Here is a 20,357-nt window from a genome sequence, read left to right as displayed (position 1 = left end):
GAGCCTACGTTTCTTTTGCGAAAATCGCAATAACGCTGTGTCACTGGCCGGCGAGGCCGGTGTGGGCGACTCCTCGGATTATTTGGCGTTGAAAGAGGACGAACACCACCAGGAGGGGAAGGCCGGCGAGCATCACCGAAGCCATGATTTGGGCGTAGCGCAGGCCGAAGGTGCCCTGGACGACGTTGGCCAGGCCTACCGGCAGGGTCATCGTGTTCGGGTCGGTGGAGACCAGGAAGGGCCAGAGGAAGTTGTTCCAGGTGGTGATGAAGGTGAAGATCGACACCGCTGCCAGCACCGGGCGGGACAGCGGCAGGACGATGGTGAAGAACACCCGCCAGCGGCCCGCGCCGTCCACGAACGCCGCCTGCTCCAACTCCGGCGGCACGTCCTGGAAGAACTTGTACAGGATGAAGACGATCAGCGGCGCCGCCACCTGCGGCAGGATGATCGCCCACCAGGTGTCGACCAGCCCGAGCGCCACCATCTGGGCGAACAGCGGGGCGATCAGCACGTGCGGCGGCACCATGATGCCGGCCAGGATCAGGCCCAGCAGCGCCCGCTGCCCTCTGAACTGGGTGCGCGCGAAGCCGTACGCCGCCATCGCCGAGAACAGCACGGTCAGGAAGGTGACGATGACGGCGGTGACCACCGAGTTGATCGCCCACTTGACGATGCCGCCGGTGCCCAGGACCAGCGCGTAGGCGTCGAAGGTGAGCTCGCTGCCGAACCACTGCAACGGGATGACGGTGGTCTCGTCCTCCGGTTTGAGCGACGTCGCCAGCCCCCACGCGATGGGCGCGATCCAGACGGCGGCCAGGATGACCGCGATGACCAGCAGGACGAGCTGGCTCGGGCTGAACCTCTTGGTCATGACGAGGCCTCCTCGCGCTTGCGGAACAACCGGAGCTGCACCAGGGAAACGACAACGATCAGAACGAAGAGGATGTACGAGACGGCCGACGCGTAACCGATGCGATAGCTGGTGAAGCCCATGTCGTAGGCGTACTCGATGATCGGCCGGGTGGCGTCCTCGGGCCCGCCGCCGGTCATCAGGTAGATCTGGTCGAAGACCTTGAGCGAGGCCAGGAGTTGCAGGATCACGATGAGCGCGGTCGTACGGCTCAGCATCGGCAGGGTGATGGCGCGGAGCTTGTCCCAGGCGGAGGCCCCGTCGATGGCGGCGGCCTCGTACAGGTGCTGCGGGATGGACTGCAGGGCGGCCAGGTAGAGCAGGAAGTTGAAGCCGACCGTCCACCACACGGTGGTCAGCACCATCGACCACATGGCCAGGCCGGGGTCGCCCAGCCACAGGATGTCGGTGCCCAGGGTGCCGTTCAGCAGGCCGAAGTCGGGCGGGTAGATCATCCGCAGCCACAGGATCGACACCACGGCCGACGGCAGCAGGAACGGCCCGAAGAACGACAGCCGCCACAGCCACTGCATGAACCGCAGGTTGTGCACCAGCAGCGCGAACAGCAGGCCGAGGAGCACCAGCGGGACCGTGCTGAGCGCGGTGAAGACGACGGTGTTCCACAACGAGCGCCACATGCGGGGATCGCCGAACGCCTCGGCGTAGTTGGCGAACCCGACGAGGCGGTCGTTGCTGCCCGCGATGTTCACGCTGGACAGGCTCATCCGCAGGCCGAGCAGGGTCGGCCAGACCAGGAAGGCGAGGTAGACCAGCAGGAAGGGCGCGACGAACAGCAGCCCGTGCTGGGTCCAGCTCCGGCGGACCTTGGCCTCGGCGAGCGGCGCGCTGCCGGTGGTGGGCGCGGCGACGGTGGTCGTCATCATCGCTCCTCGGCGGGGAAGGGGATCGGGGCGGCCATCAGCCGGGCCAGCGCGGCCTTGGCCAGGGCCAGTCCCTCCTCGGGGGTGCGCTCCCCGCTGACGACCGGCGAGAACGCCCCGCCGAAGTCGATCCACAGCCGGGAGGCCGAGCCCGCGTACCAGACCTGCGGGTCGAGGGCGACGTCGGCGATCACCGAGCGGTACTCCGACTGCGGCTGCAGCGCCAGGTAGTCCGGCTCCTCCAGCGTGGGCAGGTAGGCGGGCACATGCCCGGCCACGGCCCAGTCGGCGCTGTTCTTGACCAGGTAGGCGATGAACCGGTAGGTCGCCCGTTCCACCTCCGGGTCGCGGTCCCGCTGGTGCGGCAGGACGAACACGTGGCAGTCGGCCTGCGCGGCGCCGCTGCCGAAGACGCTGGGGAAGCGGGTCATGCTGAACGGCGTCCCGCGCTCCTTGAGACCGGTGGTCTCCCAGTCGCCGTTCCACATGAAGGCCGCCTGACCGTTCGTGAACTGGGCGACGGACGCACTGTAGTCGGTCCGCGGGTCGCAGAGTCCTTCCTCGCCGAGCTGCCGCATGAACCGCAGCGCCTGGAGCGCCTTGGCGTCGTCGATGGTGATCCGCGTGCCGTCGTCGGAGACCAGGGTGCCGCCGCTCTGCGGGTAGAGCGACCACCACACCCGCCAGGGCCCGACGGTGCCGAGGCCGAGCACGTCCACGGCCAGGGGCGGCGCGCCGCCGAGCGCCTCCTTGGCCTTGCGCAGCGCGGCCAGCAGCTCGTCCGGGCCGTTGGTCGGCCGCAGCTTGCCGTCCGGGCCGAGCAGGCCGGCCCGCCCGCAGACGTCGGTGTTGTAGTACTGCACCATGGGGTGGGCGTCGAACGGCACCGCGTACAGGGTGCCGTCGTAGTGGGCGCGTTCCCAGATGGGCGGGCTGAAGTCAGCTGGTCGAAGGCCGTTCTCGGCGAGCAGGTCCACGTTGATCGGGTCGAGGATCTGGCCGGGGCCGATGCCCGCCAGCCGCGCCAGGTGGAAGGTCGCCAGGTCGGGCGACCTTCCACCTGCCCCCGCCATGGCGATCTTGGTGTAGTAGGCCTCACCCCAGGCGAGCACGTTCTCCTCGACGAAGATGCCGGCGTTCTCCTGGGCGAACGCGCCGACCATCTGGTTCATGATGATGCCGTCGCTCGCGCCGAGGAAGTGCCAGTACTTGACGCGGGTCTGGGTGGAGCCGAGGCCGACCGGGAGGGCGCAGCCCGCGGCGGCGGTGCTGAGGAGGGCGAGGCCGCCGCCGAGCAGGTGCCGGCGGGCGATGGCGGGGGGACCGGGCACGGGGAGCCTCTTCCTAAATGTTCTCGCTAACATTTGAAGGGATTCGGCAGAGTGGAGCGGTATCCGACGAGAGCGTCCGAGGTGCGCTCACTTCGGAATTACCCGAGTGTTAGCGGTAACAGACACGCTGTCAAGGGCCCACCGGCAAGCGCTTGCCGTCCTTGACCCACGCTGGTGATAGCGCTAACAATCAAGGTCATCCGACTGTGCACCCAGGGAGTCGCCGTGCAGCAGGCCCACCTGACGATCGACCCCGCGTTCCGGGTCGCCCCCGTGCGTCGCCGCACCTTCGGCGGCTTCGTCGAGCACCTGGGCCGATGCGTCTACACGGGCATCTACGAGCCCGGCCACCCCACCGCCGACGCGGACGGCTTCCGGCGCGACGTCCTCGACCTCACCCGCGAGCTGGGCGTCTCCACCATCCGCTACCCGGGCGGCAACTTCGTCTCCGGCTACCGCTGGGAGGACGGCATCGGGCCCAAGCAGGACCGCCCGCGCCGGCTCGACCTCGCCTGGCACAGCACCGAGACGAACGAGGTCGGCGTCGACGAATTCGTCCTGTGGTGCCGCAAGGCCGGCGTGGAGCCGATGATGGCCGTCAACCTCGGCACCCGGGGCATCCCCGAGGCGCTCGACCTGCTCGAATACTGCAACCACCCGTCCGGCACGACGCTCTCGGACCTGCGGGTCGCCCACGGCGCCAAGGAGCCGCACGACATCCGGATGTGGTGCCTGGGCAACGAGCTGGACGGCCCCTGGCAGACCGGGCACAAGACCGCCCGCGAGTACGGCCGGCTCGCCGCCGAGACGGCCCGCGCCATGCGCATGATCGACCCCGGCCTGGAGCTCGTCGCCTGCGGCAGCTCCGGCTCCGGGATGCCGACCTTCGGCGAGTGGGAGGCGACCGTGCTTGAGGAGACGTACGACGTCGTGGACCTTATCTCCTGCCACGCCTACTACCAGGAGAAGGACGGCGACCTCGGCAGTTTCCTGGCCTGCTCCACCGACATGGACTACTTCATCCGCTCGGTCGTCGCCACCGCCGACCACGTCGGCGCCAAGCTCAAGTCACGCAAGCGGATCGACATCTCCTTCGACGAGTGGAACATCTGGTACCAGTCGCGCTTCCAGGCCGCCGCGCCGGGGAGCGACTGGCCGGTGGCGCCGCCGCTGCTGGAGGACCACTATCACCTGGCCGACGCGGTGGCCTTCGGCGGCCTGCTGATCAGCCTGCTGCGCAACAGCGACCGGGTGACCGCCGCCTCGCTCGCCCAGCTCGTCAACGTCATCGCCCCGATCATGACCGAGCCGGGCGGCCGGGCCTGGCGGCAACCCACCTTCCACCCGTTCGCCCAGGCTTCTCGGTACGCCGCCGGCGACGTGCTGCGCGTCGAGCCGGTCTCGCCGCTGTACGACAGCGCGCAGTACGGCGAAGTGCCGTTGCTGCACGCGGTCGCCACGCGCTCGGACGAGGGGGTCACGGTCTTCGCCGTCAACAGGGCTGTGGACGGGCCGCTCTCCCTGGAACTCGACGCCCGCGGCCTGCGCATCACCTCGGCCACTACCCTCACCGACCCGGACGTCTACGCCCGCAACACCGCCGACGACCCCGACCGGGTCTCTCCCCGGCCCAACGAGAACGTGGAGCAGGATCCGATGCGCGTCCTTCTGCCGCCGGTGAGCTGGAACGTCATCCACCTGTCCTGAGAGAGGCGCGGAAGGCTGTCCTGAGAGAGGCGCGGAAGGCGAAGACCCCGCTTCGTGAGCACGTCGAAGTTCTCCGCCTGCTCGGCTCCACTCGGGTCAGCCCAGCTGCTGGGCGTTCAGGCCGGTGAGGCGTTCGTAGGCAGGGCTTTGGTCGGGGTAGACGACCTGGATGTCGATGAGCAGGGCCGTCCCGGGATCGACGCTGTGCCCGCCCCCATGGGGGGAGCCGAGCAGGACGGCGCCGTCGGTGCCGTCGCGGAGGATTTCGCCCCAGAAGGTGTCGATGAAGGTCTTGGACAGTGAGCTTCCCTCCGGCAGGCCACCGAAGCCCACGGCCCATTTCATGACGCGGGTGTCCTCGGCGTGCATCGTGAGCCGGTAGGAGTAGAGATGCCCTGGGCCTTCCGCCCAGTGGCCCCGCAGTTCCTGATCGACGCGCAGATTCCCGACGAAGCGGGCTGCCAGCGCGGACTGGGCCTGGTCGTTCCAGGAGCCGTTCGGACTCCCGGCCATGGGGATGTCCGACAGCCTCGCGATCGAGACCCCACGCTCCACCGGTAGCGAGTGTCCCTGCTGGTCGGCGGCCGAGAAGAGCGCGTTGTCCTCGACCGTGTTGTTGACGACGGCGCTCACCCCGTCGCCGCTGTGGTCGAAGCCGTACACGGAGAAGTCGTTGACGTGCGCGCCCGTCGGGATGGCCAGGATCTTGTCGCCACGCCCCGGGGTCTGACCCGCGTTGAAGTTATTGGCCCGGTAAAGACAGAAGTTCCCCTCAGGGCACGCCTCGGCCCCCTGGCCGTAGATCAGCTTCGGTTCCGTGTTGTCGCTCATTGCGCTCCCTTACCGTTATCGGCTGACGCGGCACCCCCAGAAGGGGTTGAACCGCGCCGGGCGGGCGGCGTATCCGGCCCGCCGGCCGTGATCTCCTGTAGGGATCGTCTATCTGGTGAGCTGCTTCTACCAGCGGAAACGCTGCCTCGCACCGTAATGAGGATCATCTTTTGGGCTGCCGTGGATCGTTGCGCGAGAGCGTGTCACGACCTTGCCCCGTCGAGGATCAGGCGGGAGCGGGGCCGGTGCTCTCTCGTACGACCAGCTGGGGTTCGACCAGGCGGCGGGCCGGCTCGGTGTGGCCCGCCATCCGGTCCAGCAGCAGGCGGAAGGCGTGCCTGCCGACCTCGCCGAACTCCTGCCGTACCGTGGTCAGCGGCGGCCAGAAGTAACCCGCCTCCGGCACGTCGTCGAAGCCGACCACGCTCACGTCCTCCGGCACCCGCCGGCCGGCCTCGCGCAGCGCCCGCAGCATGCCGAGCGCCATCTGGTCGTTGCCCACGAACACCGCCGTCACCGACGGGTCGGCCGCCAGCCGCCTGCCCAGCTCGTAGCCGGAGCGCGGGCTCCAGTCGCCGCGCAGTGGCTCGGGCACCGGCCTGCCCTCCGCCTCCAGGACGCCGCGCCAGCCGTCGATCCGGTAGTTGGCGTCCAGCCAGTCGACCGGCCCGCCCAGATGCCACACCGTCCGGTGGCCGAGACTGAGCAGGTGCCGGGTCGCGCGGGCGGCCCCGGCCCGCTGGTCCACGGTCACCACCGGAACCGGGATGTCCTCCCCCGCGTCCACCGCGACCACGGGCAGATCGAGCGGCAGGTGGCGCAGCCCGTCGGCCGCCGACTCGTGCGGCGCGAGGATGATCACCCCGTCGACCGACTGGGCGCGTAGCCGGCGCACGGCCTCCTGGATGGACCGGCGGCTGAGCATGCCGAGGCTGGCGATGCTCACGCTGTAGCCGCTGAGCCTGGCCGCCTGCTCGATGCAGTAGAGGGTGGAGGCGGGACCGTACAGGGTGGTGTCGATGCTGACCACGCCGAGGACGCCGGAGCGGCCCGTGACGAGCTGGCGGGCGGCCAGGTTGGGCCAGTAGTCCAGCTCGCGGACGGCGGCGAGGACGCGGTCGCGCGTCTCGGCCCGCACCCGGTCGGGCGCGTTGAGCACCCGGGAGACCGTCATCGCCGAGACCCCGGCGAGCGCGGCGACATCGCCGAGCACCGCGGGCTTGGTGCGCGGGGCGCCCTCATCCGACCTCATGGTCATGCGATAACGCTAACAGCCCGATTGACCGGGCGGCTTCGGTCGGTCTACGTTCTCGGGAGCACCCGAGCGGCTTCGATCGGTCTACGTTCTCGGGAGCACGCGGGCGGCCGAAGGAGAGCACGTGAACCTGCCCGAGACCGGGAGAACGGCGGAGGACCTGCTGGCCGAGCTGGCCAGGCTCAAGGAGCACGACCTGCCCGTGCGCGGCGGCCAGGTGACGTCCTACGTGTACGACACCGGGCGGCCCGAGGTGCACGAGGCGGCGGCCCGCGCCTACTTCGAGATGCTGGAGGTCAACAGCCTCGACCCGACCGCCTTCCCGAGCGTGGTGGAGATGGAGAAGCAGGTCGTCGGCGCGGTCGCGGACCTGCTCGGCGGCGGCCACGGCATCTTCACCAGCGGCGGCACCGAGTCGATCATGCTGGCGGTGAAGGCGGCCCGCGACGAGGCGGGCCTCGACCGGCCCAACCTGGTGCTGCCCGTCACCGCGCACCCCGCCTTCCACAAGGCGGCCCACTACCTGGGCGTCGAGGTCAGGCAGGTGCCGGTGGACCTGGCGACGTACCAGGTGTCCGCGCGGGCCGTGGCGGAGGTGATCGACGCTGACACGGTGCTGGTCGTCGTGTCCGCGCCGTCCTACCCGCAGGGCGCGATCGACCCGGTCGAGGAGGTCGCCGCGATGGCCGCCGCGGCGGGCGTGCGCTGCCATGTGGACGCGTGCGTGGGCGGCTGGCTGCTGCCGTGGCTGCGGGAGGCGGGCGCGGACGTGCCGCCGTTCGACCTGTCGGTGCCGGGTGTCACCTCGCTCTCCTGCGACCTGCACAAGTTCGGGTACGCGCCGAAGGGGGCCTCGGTGGTGCTGTTCGCCGATCCGGGGACGCGGCGCAGGGCCTACTTCGCCTCGGCGGCCTGGCCCGGTTACACGATCATCAATGCCACCGTGCAGAGCTCCAGGTCGGCGGGTTCGCTGGGCGGCGCCTGGGCCACCCTGCAGTCCCTCGGCCGGCAGGGCTACCTGGAGCTGGGCCGGGCCACGCTGGAGGCGGCGACCCGGCTGCGCAAGGGCATCGCGGCGATCGACGGCCTGCGCGTGCTGGGCGAGCCGGAGTCCACGCTGATCGCCTTCGCCGGGGACGACGTGGACGTGTTCACGCTGGCCGACGAGGCGCGGGCGCGCGGCTGGTTCCTGCAGCCGCAGCTCTCGTACGCGGGCATCCCCGCCAACCTGCACATCACCGTGACCGGGGTGACGCTGGCCGGGGTGGAGGCGATGCTGTCGGTGATCGCCGAGTCGGCTGAGGCGGCCCGGCGGCTGGGTCCCCCGGCCGTGCCCGACGGGCTGGTGGAGCTGATCACCGGCCTGGACCTCGACGCGCTGGACGACGCGACCTTCGCCGAACTGGCCGCCTCGGTGGGGGTGGACCTGCGGCCGGGGGCGGGGCAGCCCCGGATGGCCGTGGTCAACGCCGTGCTGGACGCGCTTCCGGCGGAACTCAGGGAGGCGATCCTGGTGCGCTTCCTGTCGGTGATCTACGGGTAGTGCCATGCGGTGCCTGCTCAGATCTGGTTCGTGCCACCGTCGACGTAGATGTTCGAGCCGACGACATAGCTGCTCTGTTCCGAGGCCAGGAAGGCTACGACTGCCGCGGCCTCCTCAGGCTGACCCATGCGGCCCTTGGCCACGGTCGCGGCGACATTCTCCTTGACGGCCCGGGCGGTCTCCTCGTCGCCGAAAGCGGCGGTGCCCCCGGGAGTCTCGATCCAGGCCGGCGAGACCACGTTGACCCGGATGCCACGGTCCTTGAGCTCGTTGGACCACGTCCGCGCGAAGGACCGGACGGCCGCCTTCGACGCCGCGTACGCGCCGAACGCCTCTACTCCACGGTCGCCGGCCGTCGAACCGACCAGGACGATCGAGGCTTCGTCGTTGAGCAACGGCAACGCCTTCTGCACGGTGAACAGCGTGCCTCGGACGTTGACCGCGAAGGTCTGGTCGAAGTGCTCCTCGGTGGTCTGTTCCAGCGTCACGAACGCACCGACCGCCGCGTTCGCCACGAGCACGTCCAAACCCTTGCCTCGCACCCGGACCGCCTCGTAGAGCCGGTCCAGATCCTCCGGCTTCGAGATGTCGCCGACGACCGCGGTGGCCCGGTCTGCTCCGATGGTCTTGGCGGCGGCCTCCAGTTCGGACTCGCGTCGGCCGGTGACGAACACGTACGCGCCCTCGTCCGCCAGCCGTACGGCGGTGGCCAGACCGATACCGGTGCTGCCCCCGGTCACCACCGCCGTCTTGCCTTCCAGCTGTCCCATGTGGGTGTCTCCATCACTCTCTCGATGCCGATCCGTTCGACATCGATACTGCGGGACATCGGGGATACTATCCATGATGCAGAGTCCGGAATTCTTTACGTATCGTCCAGGAGGTGTCGTCGGTGCTGGGATTTCGGGATCCAGTGGCTGACGCGATCAGCCTGCTCAGGCCCCGCACGGTGATCGGGCCCAATCTCCGGGCCACGGGAGAGTGGGCTTTGCGCTTCGACACGTTCTTGCACGTGCGGGTCGGGGGCCTCGTGCGCGGCACGTGCTGGTTGGTCCTCGAAGGCCACGAGCCGGTGCTCCTGCGGGAGGGTGACACCTTCATGCTGGGCAACCCGCCGCCTTACGTGCTGGCCAGCACGCTCGACGCGAGCCCGCGCCCTGCGGAGCCGGTGTGGGCGGGTGCCGAAGACGGGTTCGTGCGGATCGGCCCGGAGGCCGAGGAGGACCTCTACCTCTGCGTCGGGCACATCGCGTTCGACGACAGGAACGCGGCCCTCCTGACCGATCTTCTGCCGCCGCTCGTGATCGTCCGCGTGGCCGATCCTCATGGCAGGCGGCTCGCGCAGCTGATCGATCTGCTGGCCACCGAGGTCGGGCTCGGGGTCGCCGCCGCCGGCGGCCCGCTGGTGCAGAACCACCTCGCACAGATCCTGCTCGTGCACATGCTGCGTGCTCACGCCGGTCAGACAGACCGGCCCACCGGCTGGCTGGGCGCCCTGAACGAGGACGGCATCGGTGCCGCCCTGCGTGCCGTGCACGCGGACATGGCCCACTCCTGGAGCCTCAAGGAGCTCGCGGAGATCAGCCACATGTCGCGTTCCGCGTTCGCCCAGGCCTTCAAGAGCCACGTCGGGGTTCCGCCGTTGGAGTACCTGATCCAATGGCGCATGAGCCTCGCGCGCGACGCCCTCGCCCGCGACACGCTGTCGATCTCCGAGCTCGCACGGGCCACGGGCTACCTTTCCGAGAGCGCGTTCAGCACCGCGTTCCGCCGCGTGGTCGGCTCATCGCCCGCACAGTTCCGGAACCAGGCACGGTAGGCGAACGGAAGCTGATCGACTACCGCTAGGGTCAGCCTGCGAGAGAGAAGCCCGGGTTATCCCATGTCACCTGGGCGGCGGCGGTCGCCGTCGCGGCCGTCCCCACCTGGCAGGAATGGCAGCCACAGCCGGAGCCGGCAGGGCTGTTCTTCTCCTATGGCCCTTGCTGTCTCTCGCCGCCGATCAGCAGGGCGGCGCTGGTCTCGGCGGCACACGATCTGCTCGGCGACGCCGCGGAGTTCGCGCTGCTCTGGGCGATCCCGGCAACGTCCGCACCAGCTTCGGGGCGGAGAACAACGACCTCCTCACTCGATTGCTGTACCGAACCCCGCTGTCACGGCTGGCGTTGATCCCCCGGACAAGGGCGCCTCACGATTTTTCGATAGAGATCGCCATACGGCCGATGAGCCCGCTAGGGGCACTTCGATAGCGCGAAATGCCGTCGACAACGCGGTTACCCGCTGCCTATGTTGCGGACCATGACAGAAAGCGTGGAGCAGTGCGACTGCGGTGCGACGGCCGGCCCCCTCGGACTGTGCGCGGACTACTACCACCGCATCCTGACCGAGGAGCAGACCGACCCGCAGATGTACAGGTGGCACGCCCCTGTGGTCTGCGCCTATCTCCTGCAGCACCCTGCCGAAGCTCACGACAAGCACCTCGACGGCCAGTTCCGCTGGCTGCAGTTCTACCTGGACAAGGGCATGGACGCGATGATCCGCGTGCAGCGCCATCAGGTGGCCCGGAACAGTCACCGCGCACGGTCGAGCTACGACCAGGCGCCGCTGGCGCCTTACGCGCCGCTTCCGGCAGGCACGTCCCCGGGGTCTTTCCGTGCCACGTTCAGCGGGTTGCCGTTCGATGACGACAGCTTCGTCTTCGACGGACATGCGGCGTACGGGCGCCGCATCGACGCCCTGGTGGAAGCGACCCTGGAGTCCTGGGAATCCGTCCGGGCCTGAGATCGCCCTTGCCCAAGCCCGGCCGATGTCAACGGCTCGGTCATGGATGCCGTGCTCTCCCAGTTCTGGCCGAACAGAGGTCCGGACAAGACGACGTTCCCGATACGCAACGGCACGATGTCGGGCTACAGTCTGGCGACGATCATCGTCGAGGCGGGCGAGAGGGCCTGTCGGCAGCGGGTGAAATCACGTTCCTGCAAGATCTTCGCGCAGGGGTGAGCAGGAGTCCGGAAAGCTTCTCAGCCGGCCCGACCCAAGGTCACGGTGCGGGATCCGGGGGTGAAGTCGCCGAAGGACTGTTGCCAGGACTCACCGGGCCAGTAGTACGTCACCAGGCCCTCGGCGGGTCGGTAGTGGGCGGTGTAGAGCGTTACCGTCCCCTGCTCGTCGACGGATCGATACAGCGGCGGCTTGAGCATCGCCGCCACGTCCACGCCCGCGGCGCGGATGGCTCGCAGCCGCTCCTGCGTCCGCATGGCCCGCTCCTGCTCGTCGGTCACCGGCAGGTGCTGGTGATTGGCGGCGCAGGCGTCCGGTGCCACTGTCGGCGGCATATCCGGTCCCACGAACACCGTCATCGCCTTCTTGGGATCGACAAGGGTGAGGTTCTGGGGGACGGCGACCGGCAGGGACCGCAGCCTGCCGACCGCCTCATCGACGGTGTCGCACGTCTCCAGCAGGTAGCGCACGAGGATGAGAATGGCGAAGCCGCGTCCGTAGACGGAACGTCCGCCCCAGGTGAGCGAGACCGCGAGACCGGCGTCGTTCATCCCGTCCAGCAAGCCCCACAGCATGTCCTGCATCCCGATCACGGGGCGCAGGAAGCAGGAGGAGACGATGGTCCCCTCGCACTGATCGGGCCGTAGGTCATAGTTGCGCAGCAGAGTGCCGTTCTGGCCGATCTGGGTGCAGGCCTGGGAGAACGGCCGCAGTGCCGCGTGGGTGAGGAAGACTTCCGCCCCGGGCCGGTCGAGTTGGCCGGCCAGGCGGTCCAGAACCGGGACCAGTTCCGACATGTGCGCACGGAACAGCGCCCGAACACGATCCGCGCCCTCCGGAGTCCGGCCCTCGTCGGTCAGCAGGCCCTCCATCTCCTGCCACAGGGCCCGGGCGTAGGCGGCCCACCGCCCGTCGCCGCCGTCGCCGACTTCGATCGCCTGGAAGGCCTTGTGCTGCTGCCGCACGGCTGCCACTCCCCCGTGAGAATCGGACAAGGCGAGGACAACCTAGCTAATTGGGCAAGTATTCACCAGGCGACCGCCATCGGCGACATGACGTGTGATCAGGCTACGACGGTCTCGTCGCGCTCGACCAGAAAGCCGTTCTCGAACGTGGCCTCGGAGCGAATGCCGTTGGCCGTTCGGTTGTTGTCAAGGGTCCCGCCGCCAGGTGATAATCGCGTTCCTCCTCACCCAGCGGCCGGGGCCGGCTACCGGGCTGAGCGGGCGATCAGCGCCTCTATGCCGTCCAGCAGGAGGTCGAGGCCGAACCGGAAGTCGGCGTCCTCCATCCAGCCGGTGGAGTCCCTGAGCAGGCCGGAGTTCATCATGGCCGACAGCGCCGGGTACGTCGCGGGGTCCAGGACCTCGGCGAGTATCTCGCCGTACTCGGTGGCTCCCTTGGCCCCGGCCGCGAACTTCTCGCCACCTGCGCCGAGCGAGTGCGTGAGTGTGGCGTTGGTGAGGGCGTAGCCGGTCAGCGCCGTGGCGGCGTTGAACTTCTCGCCGTCGTCCAGCCCAGTACCGGACAGCGCGTCCAGGGCGCGGTCAAGCCAGAGCAGTCGCCGCGGGCCCATGGGCGGGGTGCTCTGGCGCAGGTCCAGCAGCCAGGGGCGGGACAGCAGGAGGTCGCGGTTGAGCCGGGTCCACGTGGCGAGATAGGCGCGCCAGGACAGGTTCCCGCGTTCGGGCGGTGGGGGCACGGCGCTCTCCGCCATAACGGTCAGCAGTTCGTCCTTGCTGCCGACGTACCGGTAAAGCGCCATCGGAGCGACGCCCACCTGGGCGGCGACGTTGCTCATGGAGACGGCGGCCAGCCCCTCGGTGTCGGCGATCTCGATGGCGGCCATCGTGATCGTGGCCAGGTCCAAGCGCGGCCTCGGGCCTCTGCGCGTGGTGGGTTCGCGGTCCCACATCCGCGCCACGACGGGTGGCAGCTCTGCCATCGAACGTCCTCTCGTGCGGTCGGAATCTGTGTACGTCATATAGTCTAGCTATCGTGTATGTCGTACAGAGTAGACTGTACAGAATGAGGGAGGCGTCATGGAGATCCGTACGTTCGCACCGAGCGACCGCGCCGAGCTGCGCGAGCTGTTCGAGCGCGTGGGCGAGGGCGCTCCCACGGCGTCGCTGTGGGGGCACGTGGACTCGGAGGCGGCCGTCTACCTGGACCCCTACATGGAGCTGGAGCCGGACTCGCTCTTCGTCGCCGTCGCCGGGGGCGCCCTGGTGGGCTACCTGACGGGATGCCTCGATAGTGCGAGGTTCCCCGGGGAGGGCGAGCGCATGGAGAAGGCGATGCGGACCTACCGGCTGGTCTTCCGACCCAGGCCCGCGGCCTTCTTCGCGCGCAGCCTGGCCGATCTGGCGTGGGCCGCGGTCCGCAGGGAGCCCGGCGTCGGCGAGTTCGCCGACGCCAGGTGGCCCGCGCACCTGCACATCAACGTGGCACCCGAGGCGCGAGGGACCGGCGCCGCCGACGGGCTGATGAGCCGGTGGCTTGACCGGCTCAGGAAGGCCGGATCTCCCGGCTGCCACCTGCAGACCCTGGTCGAGAACCCCCGGGCGGTGCGGTTCTTCGAGCGCATGGGCTTCGTCGAGCACGGCCCGGCACCACTGGTGCCCGGCCTCCGGCACAACGGCCGGCGGGTCCACCAGCGGACGATGATCTGGAGCGCCGACCGCGCTGCTGAGGAGGCCGCGACCGGAGCGGGGACGTCCGCCAAGCGTCAATAATCCCGGGCCGCACCGCCACCGGCGCTCGGTCACGATGCGTGTTCGCGTACCTCGTTGACGCAGCGCAGCACCGGGTAGGTGGTGAGCGCCTGCGGGTCGAGGGGCTGGTCCGTGGTGATGTGGAAGGTGGTTTCCTCGCCTGGCAGCAGGGTCACCAGCATGGCGTCCACCGAGGCCGCCGGGTCCAGGCGGTCCGGGAACAGGGCCAGCTCGCGCACGAGCGTGCGGGCCGTCACGGTGACGCGGTAGCCGTCGTCGGCGGGCTCGGTGCGGGCGTCGTAGTCGGCGGGGGCGAAGGCCACGGCGGTGTCCTCGGCGAAGAACGACACCACGCGCTCATCCCCGAACTGAACGGTCAGCAGCTCGGCGGCCGGGTCGTCGGGGTCGCCGACGGTGGCGGGCAGCGCTACCCTGGCCACCGACCTGGGGGCCGCCTCGACCGGGACGGACTCCTTGGCCAGCGGCCGGCCGGTGAGGCTCTGCCGGGTCAGGACCAGCTCGCCCAGCCACGGCTCGTCGCTGTCGTTGACCACGGCCACCTCCTCGTCCTGTACGGTCAGCAGCCGGTCGGCGTAGGAGTGCCGGAGCGCGTACCAGAGGGGTTTGCGTCTGCCGTCGCCGTCGACGGCGGCCCACGAGGTGACCGGCCAGCAGTCGTTGAGCTGCCAGACGATGGTCCCCATGCAGAAAGGCGCGAGCGAGCGGAACCGCTGCACGCCGAAGGCCATCGCCCTGGCCTGGTTGAGCTGGGTCAGGTAGTGCCAGTCGTCGAACGTGCCCGGCTGCGGCAGGTGCTCGCCGAGGCCGCGCAGCAGCTTGGTGTTGCCGTCGTCGGCCTTCTGGTGGTGCAGCACCAGCGGCGCGTCGGCGGCCAGCTCGCCGCTGACGGCGCGGCGCAGCGTGGAGTACGCGGGCGGCCCCTGGAAGCCGAACTCGGCGACGAAGCGCGGCGTGTAGGCGGCGTAGTGGCCGTAGTCCTCGCGGTTCCACACGTCCCAGATGTGGATCGTGCCGCTGGCCGGGTCCTGCGGCGGCTGCCCCGGCGTGGCCGAGAACGGGCTGCCGGGGATGTACGGGCGGGTCGGGTCGAGCTCGGCCACGATCGACGGCAGCAGGTCGAAGTAGTAGCCGCCGCCCCAGCTCCGGCCGTCGAGCCGCTCCTGCCACTGCCAGTCGGCGTGGCCTTCGAGGTTCTCGTTGTTGCCGCACCACAGCATCAGGCTCGGGTGCGGGGCGAGCCGGACCACGTTCTCCCGGGCCTCGGCCACCACTTCGGAGCGGATCGGCTCCTCCTCCGGGTAGCTCGCGCACGCGAACGGGAAGTCCTGCCAGACCATCAGGCCGAGCTCACCGGCCAGGTCGTAGAAGTCCTCGCTCTCGTACAGGCCGCCGCCCCAGACGCGCAGCAGGTTGACGCCCGCGCCGGTGGCCTGGGCGAACCGCTCGGCCAGCCGCTCCCGGGTGACCCTGGTGGGGAAGCAGTCGTCGGGGATCCAGTTGACGCCGCGCACGAACACCGGCACGCCGTTGACGACCAGCTTGAACGCCTCGCGCTCCACCTCGACCGACCGGAAGCCGATCTTCCTGGTCCACGCCGAGTCCCCGAGGCGCACGGCCAGCTCGTAGCGGTGCTGCTCGCCGTACCCGCGAGGCCACCACAGCGCCGGGTCCGGGACGGAGAGCGACACGACGGCCTCGCGCTGCCCGGTGGCGAGCCGTACTTCGGCGGTGACGCCCGCCACCTCGGCGCTCAGCGTGAGCGGCGCCTCGGTGGCGCGCTCGACCTTGACGTGCACGTCGACGGTGCCCACGCCGTCGCCGACCCGGACGAGCGGGCGCACCTCGGCCAGCCGGGCGCCGCTCCAGCTCTCCAGGCCGATGGGCCGCCAGATGCCGGCGGTGACCAGCGCGGGCCCCCAGTCCCAGCCGAAGTTGCAGGCCATCTTGCGAATGAAGGGGTACGGCGCCGCGTACGCGCCGGGCCGCTCGCCCAGCACCGCGCGCTGCTCCTCGGCGTAATCGACGGCGGAGTCGAAGGTCACGGTGAGCGTGTTGGCGCCCTCGCGCAGCAGGTGCCGCACCGGGAACCGGTAGGAACGGTGCTGGTTGGCGGTCCGCCCGACGGTCACGCCGTTCAGGGTGACCGTGGCGACCGTGTCCAGCCCCTCGCACACCAGGTCAGTGCGCTCGTGCTCGTCGCCGGACCAGGTGAAGGAGGTGGTGTAGGACCAGCCGGTACGGCCGATCCAGGCCAGCCGGTTCTCGTTGTCGTCCAGGTAGGGGTCGTCGATGAGGCCCGCCGCCAGCAGGTCGGTGTGCACACAACCCGGCACGGTGGCTGGCGTCTCGATGTCCCGCGAGACGACCGACGAGGCAGACGACGAAACGGCCGATAGAACGGCCGACAGGATCCAGCCGTCGTGCAACGGTCGGTACGAGCTCAAGTAGGTCTCCTTAGCAGTCACTGAGCTGAGCACAGGCCACGTAGTGTCCCGGATCGGCCTCCAGCAGCCCGCCGACGCCCCCGCGCTCGTGGTACAGGCAGGTGGCCGGCGGCTCGATGTCGTCCCACGGGGCGTGCAGCCGGGGGACGGCCGACAACAACTGCCTGGTGTAGGGGTGCAGGGGGTCGTCGAAGACCTTCGAGGTCAGGCCCATCTCGACGATCGTGCCACGCCGCAGCACGACGGTGCGCTCGGCCAGGTAGTGGCCGAGCGACAGGTCGTGGGTGACGTACAGCACGCCGAGGCCGCGCGCCTTAAGCTCGGCCAGCAGGTTGAGCACGTCGATACGGGTGGAGGCGTCGAGCATGCTGGTGATCTCGTCGGCGATCAGCAGCTTGAGGTCCAGCAGCAGCGCCCTGGCGATGAGCAGCCGCTGCAACTGCCCGCCGCTGAGCTGGTGCGGGAACTTGCCGAGCACCTCGTCCGGGTTGAGCCGTACGTCCTGGATGGCCGAGCGGACCCGCTCGGTCCACTCGGCGTCCGGCACCGACGGGTAGTAGCTCTCCTTGATCAGCGCGAAGACGCGGTCGGCCTTGAAGACCGGGTTGTAGCAGCTGAACGGGTCCTGGAAGACGCCCTGGACCGTCCGGTAGTAGTCCTTGCCCGGCTGGATCGGCACGCCGTCCACGGTGATCGAGCCGCTGGTGACCGGGGTCAGGCCGAGGATCATCTTGCCGATCGTGCTCTTCCCGCTGCCGCTCTCCCCGATGAGGGAGACGACCTCGCCGGGCCGCACGTCGAAGCTCACCGTGTCCACGGCCGTCATGGTCCGGCCGCCGAAGGTCCCGACCTTGTAGACCTTCGTGACGTTGTCGACTTTCAGCATCAGGCCTTCCAGCACGCGACGAAGTGGTCAGGCTCGATCTCGGCCACGGGCGGCTCCTCGGCGCACTCCCCGCCCGCGATCGGGCATCGGTCCCGGAAGCGGCAGCCCTTCGGCGGGTTCAGCAGGGACGGCGGGCTGCCGGGGATGCCGGCCAGCTTGCGCTGGTCGTACCGGACGCCGATCTCCGGCAGCGAGTTGATCAGAAGTTGCGTGTACGGATGCCGCGGCGCTTTGACGACCTTGTCCGCAGGGGCCTTCTCGGCCAGTTTGCCCGCGTACATGATCATGACCGTGTCGGCGAGGTTCGAGGTGAGCGCCAGGTCGTGGGTGATGAAGATCATGCTCTTGACGAAGCCGTTGTCGCGGAAGCCGAGCATGGCCTTGACGACCGCCTTCTGCGTGGACACGTCCAGTGCGGAGGTGATCTCGTCGGCGATGAGCAGCGACGGGTCGAGCAGCGTGGAGATGACCATGACCATGCGCTGCTTCATGCCGCCGGACAGCTCGATCGGGTAGCGGCTCAGCACCTCGCGCGGCAGTCCGACCAGGTCGATGCGGTGGTGCAGCTCCGCGGTGTCGAGCGTGACGCCGCGCGACCTGAGCAGCTCGCCGATCATCTTGCCGATCCGGCGGGTCGGGTTCATGGCGCTCATCGAGTACTGCGGGATGAGCGAGACCTCGTGGAAGCGGAACGCGTTCATCGCCCGGTCGTCGCCCACGGGCAGGTTGCGGCCGTCCAGCTCGACCGTCCCGCCGGCGTGCCGCATCCGGCCGTCCATCCGGATGAGACTCTTGCCCAGGGTGGTCTTGCCGCAGCCGGACTCGCCCGCGAGGCCGAGGATCTCCCCGTCCGCCATGGTGAAGGAGACTCCGTCCAGGGCCTTCACCTCGCCCTTGAGGGTGCGGTAATGCACCCTCAGATCATTGACCCGCAGACTCATGTCTCCCTCAGCTTCGGGTTGAAGACCTCGTCGAGACCGACGTTGGCGACGTACAGGGCGCCGACGACGGCGGTGATGCCGGCGCCCGGCGGGACGAACCACCACCACAGGCCGAGCTGGAGCGCGCTCCACTGGGTGGAGTTCTGCAGCATCAGGCCGAGTGAGACGCCTTCGGTGGGCCCGAGCCCGATGAAGTCGAGCGAGGAGGCGATCAGGATCGAACCGCCGAACAGCAGGATGAAGGTCATGAACAGGTAGGAGCTCATGTTCGGCGCGATCTCCCGCGTGATGATCTTGCGGGTGGTCATGCCGCTGAGCCTGGCCAGGTCCACGAACTCGCGGTTGCGCAGCGAGAACGTCTGCGCCCTGATCGAGCGCGCCGCCCACGGCCAGGAGGTCAGCCCGATGAACAGCGCCTGTACGCCGACGCTGCGGATGCCCAGGTAGGCGTTGATGATGAGCAGCACGGCCAGCGTCGGGATGACCAGCACGACGTTGGTGAGCATGTTGAGGATCTCGTCCACCCAGCCGCCCCGGTAACCGGCGACGAAGCCGATCACCATCGCGATGACGGCCGCGATGCCGCCGCCCAGCGCCCCGGCCACGAACGTGGTGCGCAGGCCGTACACGAACTGGGTGAAGACGTCCTGGCCGAACGTGGTGGTGCCGAACCAGTGCTCCGACGAGGGCGGCAGCATGGCCGCCGCGACGTACTCGTTGGGATCCTCGACGTTCGCGAGGATCGGCCCGAAGATGCCCACGAGCAGCAGGAACAGCACGATCCCGAAGCCGATCATGAGCTTGGTGTTGCGCACCGCGAAGTACAGCGCCTCCCGGCGCACCACCCGCTCCTCGGTGGGCAGGGTCGTCGTCGTGGTCATGCCTGGGCACCCGCCATTCCGGTCCGCGTCCGGGGATCGATCAGCACGTAGACGATGTCGATGAGGAAGTTCGCCACCAGCACCCCGATCACGATGAACATGAACGTGCCCTGCAGCAGGAAGAAGTCCTGGTTCTGGATGGCCTTGAGGATCAGGCTGCCGAGCCCCGGATAGGAGAAGACGATCTCGGTGACCAGCGCCCCGGCCACCAGCACGCCGAGCTGCAGCGCCAGGCCGGTGATCTGGGGCAGGATCGCGTTGCGGTAGGCGTAGCGGCGGATCAGCCGCGACGGCGCGCCGAGCGCCGACAGGTAGTTGGAGTAGTCCGACTCCAGCTCATAGATGATCATGTTGCGCATGCCGATCGCCCACCCGCCGAGCGCCACCAGGAACAGCGACAGGAACGGCAGTATCCAGTGGTGCAGCAGGTCGAGGAAGAACTCCCAGCTCCAGCTCGGCTGCAGCGAGAAGCTGTAGCCCCCGGCCACCGGGAACCACCCGGCCACCACGCCCAGCCCCCAGGCCAGGATCACCGCCAGCCACATGTACGGCGTCGCCGTCAGGATGTAGCCCACCGGCAGGACCGTGTTGTCGAGCAGCTTGCGCCGCGCCGCGAACGCGCCGAACCGGTTGCCGACCCAGTAGCTGAGCAGCACCGACGGGATCATCAACGCCAGCGTGTACGGCACCGCGGCCAGGATGACGTCGGCCACCGGCGTCGGGAACACCCAGATGCTGATGCCGAAGTCCCCCTGGAACAGGGCGCCCCAGAAGTTCAGGTACTGCTGCCAGATGGGCTGGTCGAAGCCGAACAGGTTGGTGTAGTAGGTCCGCATGGCCTCGACCGCCGCGGGCTGCGACACGCGGGCCCTGGCCAGCATGCTCGCGACCGGGTCGCCGGGCATGAAGCGCGGGATCATCCAGTTGACCGTGACGGCGACCACGAAGGTCAGCCCGTAGATGAGCAGTTTCCTGCCGAAGTATCGACGCACGTGAGGTCTCCCCAAGG

Annotated in this window: 19 protein-coding genes; 6 read left to right on the top strand and 13 right to left on the bottom strand. The window is 69.2% G+C overall.

The annotated features are described in order from the left end of the window. Positions 1-40: 40 nt before the first annotated feature. The 3 genes from IEY87_RS08440 to IEY87_RS08430 are packed head-to-tail and all read right to left on the bottom strand — an operon-like array spanning position 41 to position 3,125. Positions 41-874, bottom strand: a complete 834-nt coding sequence (locus tag IEY87_RS08440) for a carbohydrate ABC transporter permease (RefSeq protein ID WP_189137906.1) — start codon at positions 872-874, stop codon at positions 41-43. After that, the gene (locus IEY87_RS08435; protein ID WP_189138183.1) at positions 871-1,794 is read right to left on the bottom strand and encodes a carbohydrate ABC transporter permease; all 924 of its coding nucleotides are present in this window, start codon (positions 1,792-1,794) and stop codon (positions 871-873) included. The genes IEY87_RS08440 and IEY87_RS08435 overlap by 4 nt, the downstream gene beginning before the upstream one ends. After that, a complete protein-coding gene (locus tag IEY87_RS08430; protein ID WP_225277700.1) occupies positions 1,794-3,125 on the bottom strand; it encodes an extracellular solute-binding protein in 1,332 nt (443 codons plus the stop codon). The genes IEY87_RS08435 and IEY87_RS08430 overlap by 1 nt, the downstream gene beginning before the upstream one ends. A gap of 225 nt (positions 3,126-3,350) precedes the next feature. Here IEY87_RS08430 and arfA point away from each other — a divergent pair, with 225 nt between their 5' ends. Further along, positions 3,351-4,832, top strand: coding sequence for an arabinosylfuranosidase ArfA (arfA, locus tag IEY87_RS08425; protein ID WP_189137904.1), 1,482 nt, complete (start codon positions 3,351-3,353; stop codon positions 4,830-4,832). 96 nt (positions 4,833-4,928) lie between these two features. Here arfA and IEY87_RS08420 read toward each other — a convergent pair whose 3' ends face one another. Together IEY87_RS08420 and IEY87_RS08415 are read right to left on the bottom strand one after the other, a co-directional pair. Further along, positions 4,929-5,663 carry a hypothetical protein gene (locus IEY87_RS08420; protein ID WP_189137903.1) on the bottom strand — a complete coding sequence of 245 codons (735 nt, stop codon included), beginning with the start codon at positions 5,661-5,663 and terminating at the stop codon, positions 4,929-4,931. A gap of 226 nt (positions 5,664-5,889) precedes the next feature. Next, entirely contained in the window at positions 5,890-6,921 is a 1,032-nt protein-coding gene (locus IEY87_RS08415) for a LacI family DNA-binding transcriptional regulator (protein ID WP_225277699.1), read from the bottom strand. 121 nt (positions 6,922-7,042) lie between these two features. Between IEY87_RS08415 and IEY87_RS08410 the strand changes: the two genes are divergently transcribed. After that, a complete protein-coding gene (locus IEY87_RS08410) occupies positions 7,043-8,461 on the top strand; it encodes a pyridoxal phosphate-dependent decarboxylase family protein (RefSeq protein ID WP_189137902.1) in 1,419 nt (472 codons plus the stop codon). A gap of 17 nt (positions 8,462-8,478) precedes the next feature. Here the strand turns inward: IEY87_RS08410 and IEY87_RS08405 are convergent, their stop codons facing one another. Continuing rightward, positions 8,479-9,231, bottom strand: a complete 753-nt coding sequence (locus IEY87_RS08405; protein WP_189137901.1) for an SDR family NAD(P)-dependent oxidoreductase — start codon at positions 9,229-9,231, stop codon at positions 8,479-8,481. A gap of 113 nt (positions 9,232-9,344) precedes the next feature. Here IEY87_RS08405 and IEY87_RS08400 point away from each other — a divergent pair, with 113 nt between their 5' ends. The 3 genes from IEY87_RS08400 (at position 9,345) to IEY87_RS08390 (ending at position 11,461) form a co-directional block, all read left to right on the top strand. Next, the gene (locus tag IEY87_RS08400) at positions 9,345-10,280 is read left to right on the top strand and encodes an AraC family transcriptional regulator (protein ID WP_225277698.1); all 936 of its coding nucleotides are present in this window, start codon (positions 9,345-9,347) and stop codon (positions 10,278-10,280) included. Between the two features lie 479 nt (positions 10,281-10,759). Continuing rightward, positions 10,760-11,242, top strand: a complete 483-nt coding sequence (locus IEY87_RS08395; protein ID WP_189137900.1) for a DUF5946 family protein — start codon at positions 10,760-10,762, stop codon at positions 11,240-11,242. Positions 11,243-11,284: 42 nt separating this feature from the next. After that, entirely contained in the window at positions 11,285-11,461 is a 177-nt protein-coding gene (locus tag IEY87_RS08390; RefSeq protein WP_189137899.1) for a DNA-processing protein DprA, read from the top strand. Between the two features lie 20 nt (positions 11,462-11,481). On the opposite strand, the gene IEY87_RS08385 is transcribed toward IEY87_RS08390, so the two are convergent. Continuing rightward, complete coding sequence (locus IEY87_RS08385) at positions 11,482-12,426, bottom strand: C45 family autoproteolytic acyltransferase/hydrolase (protein ID WP_189137898.1); 945 nt, start codon at positions 12,424-12,426, stop codon at positions 11,482-11,484. 245 nt (positions 12,427-12,671) lie between these two features. Beyond that, on the bottom strand, positions 12,672-13,406 hold the full coding sequence (locus IEY87_RS08380; RefSeq protein ID WP_189137897.1) for a TetR/AcrR family transcriptional regulator: 735 nt from the start codon (positions 13,404-13,406) through the stop codon (positions 12,672-12,674). Between the two features lie 97 nt (positions 13,407-13,503). Here IEY87_RS08380 and IEY87_RS08375 point away from each other — a divergent pair, with 97 nt between their 5' ends. Next, positions 13,504-14,196, top strand: coding sequence for a GNAT family N-acetyltransferase (locus tag IEY87_RS08375; RefSeq protein WP_189137896.1), 693 nt, complete (start codon positions 13,504-13,506; stop codon positions 14,194-14,196). A 29-nt stretch (positions 14,197-14,225) separates the two neighbouring features. Here the strand turns inward: IEY87_RS08375 and IEY87_RS08370 are convergent, their stop codons facing one another. From IEY87_RS08370 to IEY87_RS08350, 5 genes are read right to left on the bottom strand one after another with little or no spacing between them, the layout of a single operon-like run. Continuing rightward, positions 14,226-16,640 (bottom strand): glycosyl hydrolase 2 galactose-binding domain-containing protein, encoded by a 2,415-nt coding sequence (locus tag IEY87_RS08370; RefSeq protein WP_189137895.1) that lies wholly within the window; start codon positions 16,638-16,640, stop codon positions 14,226-14,228. Between the two features lie 10 nt (positions 16,641-16,650). Continuing rightward, positions 16,651-17,526, bottom strand: coding sequence for an ATP-binding cassette domain-containing protein (locus tag IEY87_RS08365; protein ID WP_189137894.1), 876 nt, complete (start codon positions 17,524-17,526; stop codon positions 16,651-16,653). Next, positions 17,526-18,467, bottom strand: a complete 942-nt coding sequence (locus IEY87_RS08360; protein ID WP_189137893.1) for an ABC transporter ATP-binding protein — start codon at positions 18,465-18,467, stop codon at positions 17,526-17,528. Before IEY87_RS08360 ends, IEY87_RS08365 begins: the two co-directional genes overlap by 1 nt. Further along, complete coding sequence (locus tag IEY87_RS08355) at positions 18,464-19,348, bottom strand: ABC transporter permease (protein ID WP_189137892.1); 885 nt, start codon at positions 19,346-19,348, stop codon at positions 18,464-18,466. Before IEY87_RS08355 ends, IEY87_RS08360 begins: the two co-directional genes overlap by 4 nt. After that, positions 19,345-20,340 (bottom strand): ABC transporter permease, encoded by a 996-nt coding sequence (locus IEY87_RS08350; protein ID WP_189137891.1) that lies wholly within the window; start codon positions 20,338-20,340, stop codon positions 19,345-19,347. The genes IEY87_RS08355 and IEY87_RS08350 overlap by 4 nt, the downstream gene beginning before the upstream one ends. Positions 20,341-20,357 lie beyond the last annotated feature (17 nt).

Source organism: Nonomuraea glycinis, assembly GCF_014646515.1.
GTDB classification, from domain to species: Bacteria; Actinomycetota; Actinomycetes; order Streptosporangiales; family Streptosporangiaceae; genus Nonomuraea; species Nonomuraea glycinis.
Note: the sequence above shows the minus strand (reverse complement) of the source record. Positions and strands in the feature narration are given on the sequence as shown.